This is a genomic window from Micromonospora sp. NPDC047793 (assembly GCF_040642635.1).
Classification (GTDB): Bacteria; Actinomycetota; Actinomycetes; order Mycobacteriales; family Micromonosporaceae; genus Micromonospora.
In genome coordinates, this window is sequence record NZ_JBEYSG010000018.1 from 42,467 (window position 1) to 55,877 (window position 13,411).

Sequence of the window (13,411 nt, forward strand, 5' to 3'; positions counted from 1 at the left end):
TCGGTCCTGTGGTGGCGACCGCCTCAGGAGATCGACCAACGGGCACTCAGTCCGATGGTGTTTACTTCCGGCCATGTCGGCCGCCGGCTTCCCGTTCGTCCTCGCCCCCGTCGCCGCCGTCGTCCTGCTGTCGGTGGCGCTGCGGCCACGGTCCGTACGTCACACCGCGCCACGACGGCTTGCGGTGATCCGAGCGAGTCTCGCCGTCGGCGCCTTCGCGGTGCTGACCGTCGAGGTGCTGGGTGCACTGGGGATGCTGAGCACGCCCGCGTTCGGGGCGGCGTGGCTCCTCTTCCTCGCGGGTGCCGGGGTCGCCGCCGCGCGACGGCGGGCGGCCACCACCACCGGCCGGGTGGCGGACCGCCGTGTCTCCGAGGGCGGGAGCGGGTCGGTCGGTGGGCGTCCGGCCGCGTCGTCCTCGGCGAGTGTCCTCGCCGGAGCGTCGGAGACCCCGACCTCGACCGCGATCGGCACGATCGCCACCCTCGACCCGGCGACCGTGTCCGGCCCGGAGGACCCGGCGACGGAGGTGGGCTGGCGGGCGTCGGTCACCGATTTCTGGCGTACGGCGAGTCGCGGCGAGCGGTTGCTGGCCGGTACGGTCGCCGGGCTGGTCCTGGTCGAGCTGCTGATCGCCCTGCTGGCCGCGCCGAACAACTTCGACTCGCAGACCTACCACCTGCCCAAGGTGGAGCGTTGGGTGGCGCAGGGCGACCTGTCGCTCTGGGCGACCGCGATCCACCGGCAGGTCACCATCCCGCCGGGTGCCGAGTACCTGCTGCTGCACCTGCGCCTCTTCACCGGTGGCGACGCGCTTCACCACCTGGTGCAGTGGGCCGCCGGGGTGCTCTGCCTGATCGCGGTCGCCCGGGTGACCGCGCAGCTCGGCGGCGCCCGCCGGGCCCAGTTGCTCACCGTCTTCGTCCTGGCCACCACGCCGATGGTGACGCTCCAGGCGACCAGCACCCAGACCGACCTGGTCTGCGCCGCATGGGTGGTGTGCACGGCCACGCTCGCACTGGACGGGCTGCGTCACCGTGCCGGCTTCGGTGAGTTGCTCGCGCTCGGGGCGGCCACCGGACTGACCGCCGTGACCAAGACCAGTGGCCTGCTCGCGGTCGGCCCGCTGCTGGTGCTCTGGGGACTGGGCCAGCTCCGCCTGGCGTACCGTGACCGGCCGGGCGCGGAGCGTCGGCTCCCGGCCGCCCCGACCGCCCGGACGGTCGGCGCCTCGGCGCTGATCCTGCTGGTCGCCGTCACCGTGGTCGGCCCCTTCCTGGGCCGGGTGTACGCCGAGTTCGGCCATCCGCTCGGGCCGGAGCGGCTGCGCGAGTCGGTGCCGATGGAACGGCACGACCCGCTGTCGGTGGTGGTGAACGCGCTCCGTATCGGACACACCGCGCTGGACACCCCGCTGACCCCGCTACGGGACGCCTCCGCTGCGGTGATCATCGGCGTGGCCGACCTGATCGGGGTGGACCCGCAGGACCGGGCTATCACGTTCGGGCGGGAGGTCTTCCCGGTGCCGTCCTGGTATCCGGACGAGGACCGGGTGGCCTTCCCGCTGGCCGGCGCGCTGGTGCTGATCGGTGCCGTGGCGGCACTGCGCCGTCCGGCGCGGATCAGCCCGGAGACGGCCGGGGCGCTGCGCGCGTACGCACTGGTGGTGGTGGTCGCGGTGGTGCTGCACACCGCGACGATCAAGTGGCAGCCCTGGGGCAACCGGCTGATCCTCTACGCCCTGGCCGCCTCGGTGCCGCTGGCCGGGCTCTGGCTCGACGCCGTGCTGCGGCGGGCACACCGCAACGCCGGTGACGGGCGGAGTGCCGGTGACGGGCGGAGCGCCCGGCGGCCGATCGCCGCGACGCTCGCGGTGACGGTGCTGGCCACCTGCGCGCTGGCCGGTGTGCTCGCGGTGTCGTACGGCTTCCCGCGCCGGCTGGTCGGCGAGGGGTCGGTCTTCACCACCTCCGACTGGGAGAGCCGCTTCCTGCGACGTCCGCACTGGGCCGAGGAGTACCGCTGGGCGGCCGATGCGGTGCGCGCCGCCGACGCCCGTCGGATCGGGCTGTCCCAGCGCAACGACGACTGGGAGTACCCCTGGTGGCTGCTGTTGCGGGACGCCGACGGCGGAGCACCGGAGTTGCTCGCGCTCCAGTCGGTGCTGGATGACCGCCCGGCGGCGGACCCGGCGGCGATGGACGCGATCGTCTGCACCGGCAGCCGCCGGCTCTGCGCCGATCTCGTGCCGCCCGGCTGGCGCTTCGAGTTCCGGGAGTACGTGGGTTACGCGGTGCCGACAGACCGCTGAGCGGCACGCCGCCGACCTCGGGCGACACTGCCCGACCGGCCACGACCTGCCCCATTGGCCCGGTTCGACGCTGCGCGCAAGTATTCCGAGAGGCATTCACATAGGTACGCGGCAGGCGCTACCGTCCGGTAACTCGATCGACGTCCCGCGATCGACCCGGAAGGAGTGCGTCGATGTCTGGTACCCCTGCCAGGCGTGACCGGACGCATCGACGGCGGCTCGTCCAGGCCGCCGTCCTCGCCACCGCTCTCGTCCTGCCGATGCTCGCCACCGCGGCCCCCGCCGCGGCGGCCGACCGTCCCACCGTCCAGCCGCTCCCCGCCCACCTGGAGACCATCCGCGCCGCCGAGGCCACCGCGCTCTACGGCTCCGCCGCCGTCCGCCCACTCGACCAACGGCGTACCGCCCTGCTCACCATGGGCGACAGCCAGATCTCCGGCGAAGGGGTGGGCAACTACGTGCCCGGCACCCACCAGCCGGGCAACTGGTGTGACCGCTCCTACGACCAGGCGGTGTTCCGGACCGGCATCACCGCCGACGAGCGGTACAACATCGCCTGCTCGGGTGCCACTCCGTGGAACCTGGTGTCCGGCGGCCCGACCCAGCACAACGAGCTGAACCAGGGTGACCACCTGGCGATCAAGGCCCGCAACACGAACATCAAGCTGATCTGGGTGGTGGCCGGGGCCAACGGCGACGGCACGATCCAGTTCGGCCCGGTCGCCACCGACTGCGCGCTGCGCCGGGTGCTGTTCCAGGGCCCCTGCTGGCCGACGTACACCGATCAGTGGACCGTCCGCACCGACGGCAGCCGGCGCGCCGTCGAGGAGGCGTTGACCGACATCCGCCGGACCATGACCGGGGCCGGCTACCTGCGTTCCGACTACGAGCTGGTGCTGATGTCGTACTCCAGCCCGGCCAGCCCCGACGTCGAGGACAACCCGAACTTCCCGGGCTGGTACGCGGGCGGCTGCCTGCTCTATCTGGCCGACGCCGCGTTCGCCCGGAACAAGGCGGTACCGATGTTCGAGTCGGCGCTCCGGGCCGCCGCCGCCAACACCGGCACCCGCTATCTCGACGCGAGCCGCCTCTTCCACGGGCACGAGGTGTGCACCGACAGCACCTCCGTCCGGGGTCTCTACATCGAACTCGGCGTCTGGGACGAGAACGCGGCCCGCCAGTCCTTCCACCCCAACTACCGGGGCCACGGCATGTTCGCCCAGTGCATCACGCAGTTCTATGCCGCCGGCCAGGAACGGGGCACCTGCGTCGACCCGGCCAGCACCGGCAACGGCGTGCTCCAGTCCGGGCTGATGGAGTTCCGGCAGCTCCGCAACGCGGCCACCGGCACCTGCGTCGACGGCAAGGGCTACGACTCCCGCAACGGCACCGCACAGCAGTCGTACCGCTGCCACGGCGGACGCAACCAGGGCTTCTGGTACGACCAGGCCCGGCAGTCGCTGCACTCCGAGCTGTCCCACGACCGCTGCCTGGACGTCTCGGGTGGCACCCTGAGCTCGGGCACGACGGTGAACGTCCACGACTGCCACGGCGGCGTCAACCAGCGGTTCGTGCTCGCCGGCAACCAACTCCGGGCCGCCGGCAACACCAACCTCTGCCTGGCCTTCGACAATCCGCTGCTGGGTACGCCCCGACTGCGGCTGGCCACCTGTTCGAGCAGTTCACGGCAGCAGTGGTCGTTCGAGTCGCGGTCGTTCGCCAACCCCGTCGGGTACGGCCGCGACGACTTCATCGGATCGCGGGTCTACTGATCCCGCACCGGTGACGAGGGAGCGGCCGTCGACGGACGGCCGCTCCCCGCTCGTGACCGGCACGCCGGTACCGGGGCGGCGTCGAGCGGTGGCCGGCACCGCAGCAGCGGACCGGCGGGCGTCAGCGGGCGACGGCGGGATGCAGCGTGGCCGGTCGGACGGCGGTGGGCGTCTCGGCGACGGTGGCCACGACCCGGGGCAGCGCACTGCGCACCCGGGTGCGGAAGGCGTGGTTGAGCAGCGCGTCGAGCTGCCACACCTGCTTCGGGAACTGGGTGCGGACCAGGAACCGCTCACGGATCCCGTCGATCGCGGTGGCGGCCAGCTCCACCGAGTGCAGCCGTGGGTCGGGGCTCCAGGTGACGTGGCTCAGCTCGCGCAGTTCGGCGTTGAGGTGCAGCCGCAGGCGGTGCAGCACCGGCGTCTGCCGGGTCACCACCAGCCGCCGGTGGGTGAGTAGGAGAAGGTAGTCCCCGGACATCGGCCGATCGGGTCGGCTGCACCGGGTGACCAGGATGGTGGCGTCGCCGGAACCCACACAGCGACGGAACACCGGCATGTGGCGCGTGGCGGTCTGCACCGCCAGGCCGGCCTCGGAGGCGGCCGGGAGGAACGTTCGGGAGAAGACGTCCATGACGTGCCCAACGACGATGTTCGCTGGGTGACGTGGCTCACGGACATGCTTTTTGCAAATTCCACGTTACGTCTTGCAGCCCCGCCGAGCCCCTCGGCGGGCGTCCCGTGACCGGCTCAGGCGAACTCGGTGACCAGCAGTTCGTCCAGCCAGCCGGGCACGCTGGCGGCGAACTCGGCGCGCCTCGGGTCGGTGGTGTCCAGCGCTCGACGCCAGGACAGCGCCCGGCTGACCATCGTCACCCCGGCCGCGACCTCGGCGAGCCGGAGCAGGGTCGACCGGTCACCGCGATCCGTCCACGGCTCCAGGTACGCGTCGCGCAGCCGATCCAGCGCCGGGTCCCCGGCGTCGAGACCGCTGACGTACGCGACCGATCGCAGCGTCACCAGCAGCGTGCCGAACGGGTGCGCCACCGACGCGTCACCCCAGTCGAAGAACCGGTGGCCGTCGCCGGCCGCGAAGACGTTCCCGTCGTGCAGGTCGTCGTGCTGGACAGTGGGCCCGATCAGGCCGTCGGCCAGCAACCGGCACCGCTGCGCGTACTCCGGCAGCAGGGACCGCAACCGGTCACGCGCCTCGGTGGTGAGCCCGTCCGGGGTGTCCAGCAGCAGAGCCGCGTCGTCGTCGAGCAACTCCGTGAGATGCGCCGGCAACGCCGCCGGCCGATGATCGGGTACGCCGAGGGCGAGCAGTTCGTCGACGTGCGCGGCGGTGGCCCGTTGCAGCTCGGCGTACTCGGGCAGGATCCGTTCCCACCGGGCCGGGTCCGGCGCACCGGCCAGCGCCTCACGTAGCGTCGCGCCGCCGTGCGGCCACAGCGCCCAGCGCCGCCGGGTGTCCACCGCGATCGGGTCGAGCACCCGTCCGGGCGCCAGCCGGGCCAGCGCGGCGGACAGTGCCGTCTCGAAGCCGGTCCCCGCCGCGTTCGCCTTGAACCACACGTCACCGGCGTCGGTCGGCACCCGCCAGATCAACGCCCACGGCCGGACGCGCGGCTCGACCGGGCCGGTGATCCGCTGCCCGGTGCCGGCGAGCGCCTCGGCCACCCATTCCCACGCGGCGGCGCGCCACGTGCGGTCGTCCCAGTCGGTGTGCGATGCGGTCGCGGCGGTCACGAGGGCACGCTAACCTCCGCCGGAGTCGGCCCGCGACGGGTTTTACGGCCTACGGGTCAGAGCAGCTCGACGATGGTGGCGTTGGCCATCCCGCCGCCCTCGCACATGGTCTGGAGGCCGTAACGCACCCCGTTGTCGCGCATGTGGGCGAGCATCGTCGTCATGATCCGGGCACCGGACCCGCCGAGCGGATGCCCCAACGCGATGGCACCACCCCGCGGGTTGAGCCGCTCCGGGTCCGCCTCGGTCTCCGCCAACCAGGCCAGCGGCACCGGGGCGAACGCCTCGTTCACCTCGTACACCCCGATCTCCTCGATGCCCAGCCCCGCGCGGCGCAGCGCCTTCGCGGTGGCCGGGATCGGCGCGGTGAGCATGGTGACCGGGTCGTCGGCGGCGACCACGGCGGTGTGCACCCGGGCCAGCGGACGCAGGCCGTGCCGGCTGGCCCACTCGCTGGTGGTGACGGCGAGCGCCGCCGCGCCGTCGGAGATCTGCGAGGCCGAGCCGGCGGTGACCACGCCCTCCGGGTGGAACGGGGTGGCCAGTTCGCCGAGCTTCTCCAGCGAGGTGTTCCGGCGGATGCCCTCGTCAGCGGTGAACTTACCGCCGTCGGCCAGCGGCACCGGGGCCAGCTCGGCCTCGAACGCCCCGGCGTCCTGGGCGGCGGCGGCCTTCTCGTGGCTGGCCAACGCGAACTCGTCGAGCTGGGTCCGGGACAACCGCCAGCGGCGGGCGATCAGCTCCGCACCGACGCCCTGGTTGAACGGCAGCGCCGAGTCCTCCGCGACCCCTTCGACGCCTTGGTAGCGGGCCAGGATCTGGCCGCTGAACGGCAGTCCGCCCGCCGCGCTGGACCCCATCGGGACCCGGGTCATCGACTCGACACCGCCGGCCACCACCAGGTCGGCCTGCCCGGAGAGCACGGTGGCGGCGGCGAAGTGCAGGGCCTGCTGGCTGGAGCCGCACTGCCGGTCCACCGTGGTGCCGGGCACCGACTCGGGCCAGCCGGCCGCGAGCACGGCGTTGCGCGCGACGTTCCACGACTGCTCGCCGACCTGGGAGACGCAGCCCCAGACCACGTCGTCGACGAGCGTCGGGTCGATGCCGGTGCGTTCGGCGAGGGCGCGCAGCACGTGTGCCGACAGGTCCACCGGGTGGACCGTGGCCAGGCTGCCCTTGCGCCGCCCGACCGGGGTACGCACCGCGCCGACGATAACCGCGTCACTCATGTCTACTCCCCGGTAACTTGGGCTGCTCCCGATCCTACGCCGCCGTCCCGGCGACGTCGCCGCCCGTGGGCACCGGCATGCCGGTCACCCGCCGCGCTGGCATGCTGGTCGGGTGACGTTCGAGACGGTCGCCCGCCAGTGGCGGGTACGCCCCGCCCTGCCGATCCTCAAGCTGGCCGGCGCGGTCGGCGTACTGGCCCTGGGACTGCTGCTCGCCGACGGTGACCTGCTCCGGCCGGCACTCGGCGTGCTGGCCGGCGCGGCCCTCGCCGCCTGGGGCGTACGGGACCTGGTCGCACCGGTCCGTCTCGCCGTCGCACCGGACGGCGTCACCGTGCCGACGGGGTGGTGGACCGCGCGACGGCACCTGCCCTGGTCGACGATCGAGACCATCGAGGTGAACCGCCGAGCCGGGCGCGGGGGGAGCGGGCCGGTGTTGGAGATCGACGCCGGCGAGTCGCTGCACCTGTTCACCCGGCAGGACCTCGACGCCGACCCCGACGAGGTGGCCGACGCTCTGCGGGCCGCCCGCCCGACGACCGCCTGACCCCTCAGCCGAGCAGGGTGAAGGTGCGGAACAGGGCCAGCACCAGCAGCACCACCAGCAAGAACGCGCCACCGGTCGCCTGCACCAGCGTCCGGTGGGACCGGGGTGCGTACGCCAGCACCAGCGCCATCAGCGCGCCGAAGACCAGACCGCCCAGGTGACCGGCGATCGAGATCTGCGGCACGGTGAACGTGAAGATCAGGTTGATCACCAGGATCGGCACGATGGCCGAGGTGTCCCGACCCAGCCGCCGCATGATCACGAAGGTCGCCGCGAAGAGGCCGAAGATGGCCGTCGAGGCACCGGCCGACATCTGGTTGGGCGCGCTGAACACGTACACGGCGACGTTGCCGCCGAAACCGGCGATGAAGTAGAGCGCGATGAAGCGCAGTGGCCCGAGCACCGCCTCCAGCGAGCGACCGAGGACCCAGAGCGCCCACATGTTGAGCAGCAGGTGCACCACGCCGTAGTGCAGGAACATCGCGGTGACCAGGCGATACCACTGGCCCTCGGCGACGCCGCCGATGCTGCCGTCGAGGAACATCGCCCGACCGAGCACCGCACCCCACTCGGTCAACGGGGTGCTCCCGCCGAGCAGACCGCCGAAACCGGTGCCGCCGGCCGCCGCGTCCCCGCCCCGGTCCGAGGCGATGGAGATCAGCATCACCACGAGGTTGATGCCGATCAGCGTCTTGGTCACGTACCCGAGCCGACCGGTCTCGCCACCACCGAAGGCGGTGCGCGCCGGGCGTACGCTCCGACGTCCCTGCGCCACGCACTCCGGGCACTGGAACCCGACCGACGCCTCGTTCATGCAGTCCGGGCAGATCGACCGGTCGCACCGGGTGCACCGGACGTACGTCTCCCGGCCCGGATGGCGATAACAGACCGGGGTGGTCGGCGGGGATTCGCTCACCGGGTGCCCCAGGTGCCCGAGCGCTCAGTCATGCGAGCAAAGGTACCTCGGCCCACCGATCGGACGGGTCAGGCGACCGTACGGCCGGTCGGTGCCCGCCGCGCCCAGGCCCGGGCGGCGGGCACCACCTGTGGCGGCCGGTGTCAGGCCGGCTGCCGCTCGATCTCGACGCGCTCGATGACCACGTCCTGCAGCGGCCGGTCGCTCGGACCGGTCGGCGTGTTGGCGATCGAGTCGATCACCTTCGCGGACTGCTCGTCGGCCACCGCACCGAAGATGGTGTGCCGGTTGTTCAGGTGCGGGGTCGGCGCGACCGTGATGAAGAACTGCGAACCGTTGGTGCCGGGCCCGGCGTTCGCCATCGCCAGCAGGTACGGCCGGTCGAAACGCAGCTCCGGGTGGAACTCGTCGGCGAAGGTGTAACCCGGACCACCGCGACCGGTTCCGGTCGGGTCCCCCATCTGGACCATGAAGCCGCTGATCACGCGGTGCGAGATGGTGCCGTCGTAGTACGGGCTGTTGCCCGGCTTGCCGGTCCGCGGGTCGGTGTACTCACGCGTGCCCTCGGCCAGGTCGACGAAGTTGCGCACCGTCTTCGGCGCGTGGTTCGGGAAGAGTTCCAGCCTGATCGGGCCGGCGTTGGTGTGCAAGGTGGCGTAGACAGCCTCGGCCACGGGTACTCCTTACTCGTTGGTCAGTTCCTTGCGGATCCTCCCATGTGCCCGATCTGGACATGCGGAGGCATCCGAAGGTGGAGGATGAGACGAAGCAACTCCCAGGAGGTGGGACCGTGTTTGGAATCGGGCGCCGCAGGACTGAGGGGCAGTTGGCCCGGGCCGAGCTCAACCAGGGGATCGGTCACCTGAGGCTCGCCGCCACGCACGCGGCGAAGGGAGCCGGGTCCACTGTCGGCCCGCGCGTCCAGACGGCGCGTGACGCGGTGGCACCGACCGCGATGCTGGTCCGGGACCGTGCCGCGAGTGGCCTCGCCACCACGGCCGCCGCGATGGCACCGCTGGCGCTGGCCGTGCGCCACGCACAGGCCGAGGCCGCCGGTCGGGCCGCGTCGGGCAAGAAGGTCGTCGCCAAGCAGGCCGCGGCCGCCAGGAAGGTCAAGGCGAAGAACATGAAGAAGATGAAGCGGAAGAAGTCCCGCCGCAGCGGGACCATGCTGGCCGGGATGCTCGCCGCCGGCGTCGTGGCCGGGCTGGCCGGTGCGATCGCCCTGCGACGTCACCGCGAACAGCAGGAGTGGACCGAGTACGACGCGACCACCGCGCTGGAGCCGATGCACGAGGAGGTGGAGACCATCGAGGTGCGTACGGCCGCCCCGTCGGGCGTCGCGAAGGCGTCGACCGGAGCCGGCAGCTCGGCAGTGGTCTCCGGTGACAGCGCGTCGACCACCGCGCCGCCGAAGCCGTCCCCGGTGACGCCGACGGACAAGGTGCCGTCGGTCGCCGAGGGTGCACGGACCACCAGCGGTCGTCCCGCCGACGACCTGACCACCGCCCTGAGCAAGGCGCCCAGCAAGTCCAACGGGCGCGCCTGATTTCGCGGTCCCGCCTCCGCCCCGCCACCTCGGCGGGGCGGGCGGGCTGCGGGTTCAGAGCCAGTCGTTACGGCGGAACCATCGGTAGAGCGTCAGCGAGATGGTGAGCATCAACGCCAGCACCACCGGATAGCCGTACACGATCTTCAACTCGGGCATGAACTCGAAGTTCATGCCGTATATCCCGGCGATCGCCGTCCACACCGCCGCGATGGCGGCCCAGGCGGCGATCTTGCGCATGTCGTTGTTCTGGTCGACGGTCACCTGGGCCAGTCGGGCCTGCAGGATCGAGTTCAACAGGTCGTCGTACGAGTTGACCTGCTCGACGGTGCGGCTGAGGTGGTCCTGCACGTCGCGGAAGTAGCGGCGGACCTCCTTGGGCACCTCGCGGTTCATCTGGGCGGTGAGCGCGAGCAACGGCCGCTGCAACGGCATCACCGCCCGCTTGAACTCCACCAGCTCCCGCTTCATCTGATAGATCCGCTGGATCCGGCCGCTGGCCTGCCGGTCGAAGACCTCCGTCTCCAGCACGTCCATGTCGTCCTCAAGCTGGTCGGCGACCTCCAGATACAGGTCGACGACCCGGTCGGTGATCGCGTACGCGACCGCCCAGGGACCGTGCAGCAGCAGCTCCCGCCGGGCCTCCAGCTCCTCGCGGACCGGCGCCAGACGGCAGGCGTCCCCGTGGCGGACGCTGATCAGGAAGTGCGGGCCGATGAAGAGCATCACCTGCCCGGTCTCCACCACGTCGGTCTTCTCGGTCAGCTCGGTGTGCTCGCAGTAGCGCGCGGTGCGCAGCACCAGGAAGCTGACCTCGCCGAAGCGCTCCAGCTTGGGCCGCTGGTGTGCCTTGACCGCGTCCTCCACGGCCAGCTCGTGCAGCCCGTAGGTGGCGGCGATCTCGCTCATCTCGGCCAGCTCCGGCTCGTGCAGGCCGAGCCAGACGAAGCCGTTCTCGGCTCGCCGCGCCTCGGCGAACGCCTCGGCGTAGCCGCAGTCACCGCCCTGGCGTCGCCCGTCGAGATAGAGCGCGCAGTCGACCACCGCGCTCCGCCGGGGACCCGCCGGGGCCTCCACCCGCTGGGACCCGTCCGGGTTGAGCCGGCGGGTCACCGCGCGTACCGGCGACCAGGCGCGGGCTCGCGGCGACCGGGCTAGCGGCGGTGGAACCGGCTGGGGGTCGGTCTGGTCGCGACCGGTGGGGGCAGTGCCCTCCCGCTGCATCCGCTCCGTCATCACGCCCCCGTCCGCGCTCGGCTGCGGCTTGCAGGGTACGCCGCCGTACCGATCATGGCGGTGGCGCGGCGGCGGAGGGGTGGCGCCGGACGGACCGGATCGCATCGGGGGGTGAGGGGGCGATCCGGCCCGCCCGGCGCCGTTGGGGCGGGGGGTTGTGCTGGCCGCGTCACACCACACCGAGGGCGGCCGGGCCGCACCGCGACGTCGGCGTCACGCCGGCCGGAACCGGCGTGACCTGCACTACATGTGGTGTAGGACGCTCGCAGCATTGTGGGCCGCCAGCCGCCACAGCGGGAGTCCCGGGCACGCCGGTATCGCCGTTCTGTCGGAAACCCGACAGATTTTCACCCCCGAACGGCCTCCATCGCCTCGGCCAGCCGCCGGACGCCCTCGTCGATGCGGTCGGCGGTCACCGCCGAGTACGCCAGGCGGAGTGCGTGCCGGCCACCGTCCACCACGAAGTCGCTGCCCTTGACCACCGCGACGCCGCGCTCGGCCGCCGCCGGGGCGAGCTTGTCGACGAGGACGTCCTCGGGCAGCTCGACCCAGAGGAAGTAGCCGCCGTCCGGCTCCACGAAACGGGCCTCGGGGATGTGCCGCCGCAGCGCCTCGGCCAACGCCCCGGCCCGCTCGCCGAGCGCCGCCCGGACCGTCTCGATGGAGCGGGCGATGTCGCCGGAGACGCAGAACTGGTGCACGATCGCCTGCGCCACCATGCCCGGCGAGATGTAGAGGTTCGTGGCCTTCTTCGCGATGTCGGCGATCAGGTCGGCCGGACCGACCAGGTAACCGACCCGGACGCCGGGGCAGACCGTCTTGGTGAAGCTGGAGGCGTGCACCACCACGTCCCGGGTGTCCATCGACAGCATCGACGGCAGCGGCTCGCCCCGGAACCGGACGTCCGCGTACGGGTCGTCCTCGAAGATGGTGAAGCCGTACTCGGCCGCCAGGTCGAGCAGCTCACGCCGCTTGCCCTCGGAGAGCGTCACGCCGGCCGGGTTCTGGTAGTTCGGGATCACGTGCGCCAGGCGCGGCCGCACCCCGGACTCCAGCAGCTTGCGCAGCTCGGCGGTGTCCAGGCCGTCCGGCTGGATGGTGACGCCGTGCACCTCGGCACCCATCTGCTGCAGGTTGAGCAGAGTCCGGTCGTAGGTCGGCCGCTCCACCACCACCGCGTCACCCGAGCGGACCAGGTGGTCGAAGAGGAAGGCGTCCGCCTGCAACGAACCGTTGGTGATCAGCACCTGCTCGGCCGTGACCCCGTGCTTCTCCGCGACCCACTGGCGCAACGGCAGATAGCCGACGGAGGTGCCGTACGCGGTCACCCCGGCGGGATCGGCGTCGAACGCACGGACGGCGGCGGCCTTGAGCCCTTCGACATCGACGATGTCCAGAGAGGGGGCGCCACGGGCAAAGGAGATCAGCTGCTCGGCGGTCATGGCTGTTCAGCGTACGGGCGGCGGCCGGGTGAACGCGTACGGCACGGCGATGTCCGCATCCTGAGCCACCGAGTCGGGTGAACCGGTGCGGACCGGGCGTCCACCCCGGCGAGCCGACCGCGTACCAGGTCAGGCCGGACGACCGATCAGGCGGCAACCGCCCGGGGCGCGCCGAAGGACACGGGCTCGTCGAGAGGCGACCGGTCCGGTGCCGGTCGCCGGGACACTCCGGCCACCTGCAGGCCGAGCAGGGCCATCAACTGTCCCCAGTCGAAGTAGGACCGCCAGGCGGCGATGCGGCCCCGGCGTACCCGGACCATGTCCACCACCTCCCAGGAGACGGTGCGTCCGGTGGGGGCCACCGTGCCGAACGGGGTGTGCAGCACACCGGTGTGAGTGCCGGTGAGCCGCTGCTCGACCGCTGCCCCGCCGGCCGTACGCACCGAACCCAGCACGTCGAGCCGCAGGTCGGGGAAGGCACCCGTCCAGGTACGCAGCAGGGCGGGCAACTCCACCGGCCGGACCGTCACGCCGGGCATCGCGTAGTACCCGTCCGGGGCGTACAGGTCGGGGAGTCTGGCCACGTCCCGTCGCAGGAGCATGGCGTACTGCTGCTCGACCAACTGGTCCGCGCCGCGCATGTCGACCTCCTCGCGTGCG

12 protein-coding genes are annotated in these 13,411 nt (G+C 72.1%); 4 read left to right on the forward strand and 8 right to left on the reverse strand.

Translation table 11 applies throughout. The features are described from left to right. Nucleotides 1-73: 73 nt before the first annotated feature. Nucleotides 74-2,311: a glycosyltransferase family 39 protein gene (locus tag ABZ738_RS26865; RefSeq protein ID WP_357217592.1), complete on the forward strand. Its 2,238-nt coding sequence runs from the start codon at nucleotides 74-76 to the stop codon at nucleotides 2,309-2,311. Between the two features lie 173 nt (nucleotides 2,312-2,484). Continuing rightward, entirely contained in the window at nucleotides 2,485-4,083 is a 1,599-nt protein-coding gene (locus ABZ738_RS26870) for a ricin-type beta-trefoil lectin domain protein (protein WP_357217595.1), read from the forward strand. A 121-nt stretch (nucleotides 4,084-4,204) separates the two neighbouring features. Here the strand turns inward: ABZ738_RS26870 and ABZ738_RS26875 are convergent, their stop codons facing one another. The 3 genes from ABZ738_RS26875 to ABZ738_RS26885 all read right to left on the reverse strand — a co-directional run bounded on the left by ABZ738_RS26875 (nucleotide 4,205) and on the right by ABZ738_RS26885 (nucleotide 7,061). Further along, entirely contained in the window at nucleotides 4,205-4,717 is a 513-nt protein-coding gene (locus ABZ738_RS26875) for a hypothetical protein (RefSeq protein WP_357217598.1), read from the reverse strand. A gap of 116 nt (nucleotides 4,718-4,833) precedes the next feature. Beyond that, nucleotides 4,834-5,832: an aminoglycoside phosphotransferase family protein gene (locus ABZ738_RS26880; RefSeq protein WP_357217601.1), complete on the reverse strand. Its 999-nt coding sequence runs from the start codon at nucleotides 5,830-5,832 to the stop codon at nucleotides 4,834-4,836. A 56-nt stretch (nucleotides 5,833-5,888) separates the two neighbouring features. After that, the gene (locus ABZ738_RS26885; RefSeq protein WP_131052353.1) at nucleotides 5,889-7,061 is read right to left on the reverse strand and encodes an acetyl-CoA C-acyltransferase; all 1,173 of its coding nucleotides are present in this window, start codon (nucleotides 7,059-7,061) and stop codon (nucleotides 5,889-5,891) included. A gap of 112 nt (nucleotides 7,062-7,173) precedes the next feature. Between ABZ738_RS26885 and ABZ738_RS26890 the strand changes: the two genes are divergently transcribed. Then, nucleotides 7,174-7,608 (forward strand): PH domain-containing protein, encoded by a 435-nt coding sequence (locus ABZ738_RS26890; RefSeq protein ID WP_131052352.1) that lies wholly within the window; start codon nucleotides 7,174-7,176, stop codon nucleotides 7,606-7,608. 4 nt (nucleotides 7,609-7,612) lie between these two features. Here ABZ738_RS26890 and ABZ738_RS26895 read toward each other — a convergent pair whose 3' ends face one another. Together ABZ738_RS26895 and ABZ738_RS26900 are read right to left on the reverse strand one after the other, a co-directional pair. Continuing rightward, the gene (locus ABZ738_RS26895) at nucleotides 7,613-8,524 is read right to left on the reverse strand and encodes a rhomboid family intramembrane serine protease (RefSeq protein WP_131052351.1); all 912 of its coding nucleotides are present in this window, start codon (nucleotides 8,522-8,524) and stop codon (nucleotides 7,613-7,615) included. Nucleotides 8,525-8,667: 143 nt separating this feature from the next. Further along, complete coding sequence (locus tag ABZ738_RS26900; RefSeq protein ID WP_131052350.1) at nucleotides 8,668-9,198, reverse strand: peptidylprolyl isomerase; 531 nt, start codon at nucleotides 9,196-9,198, stop codon at nucleotides 8,668-8,670. Between the two features lie 59 nt (nucleotides 9,199-9,257). Between ABZ738_RS26900 and ABZ738_RS26905 the strand changes: the two genes are divergently transcribed. Next, nucleotides 9,258-10,073: a hypothetical protein gene (locus ABZ738_RS26905; protein ID WP_131052349.1), complete on the forward strand. Its 816-nt coding sequence runs from the start codon at nucleotides 9,258-9,260 to the stop codon at nucleotides 10,071-10,073. 54 nt (nucleotides 10,074-10,127) lie between these two features. Here the strand turns inward: ABZ738_RS26905 and corA are convergent, their stop codons facing one another. The 3 genes from corA to ABZ738_RS26920 form a co-directional block, all read right to left on the reverse strand. Further along, nucleotides 10,128-11,309, reverse strand: coding sequence for a magnesium/cobalt transporter CorA (corA, locus tag ABZ738_RS26910; protein WP_131052348.1), 1,182 nt, complete (start codon nucleotides 11,307-11,309; stop codon nucleotides 10,128-10,130). 347 nt (nucleotides 11,310-11,656) lie between these two features. Then, complete coding sequence (locus ABZ738_RS26915) at nucleotides 11,657-12,751, reverse strand: PLP-dependent aminotransferase family protein (RefSeq protein ID WP_131052347.1); 1,095 nt, start codon at nucleotides 12,749-12,751, stop codon at nucleotides 11,657-11,659. Nucleotides 12,752-12,897: 146 nt separating this feature from the next. Further along, nucleotides 12,898-13,392 carry an ester cyclase gene (locus tag ABZ738_RS26920; protein WP_131052346.1) on the reverse strand — a complete coding sequence of 165 codons (495 nt, stop codon included), beginning with the start codon at nucleotides 13,390-13,392 and terminating at the stop codon, nucleotides 12,898-12,900. Nucleotides 13,393-13,411: the final 19 nt, after the last annotated feature.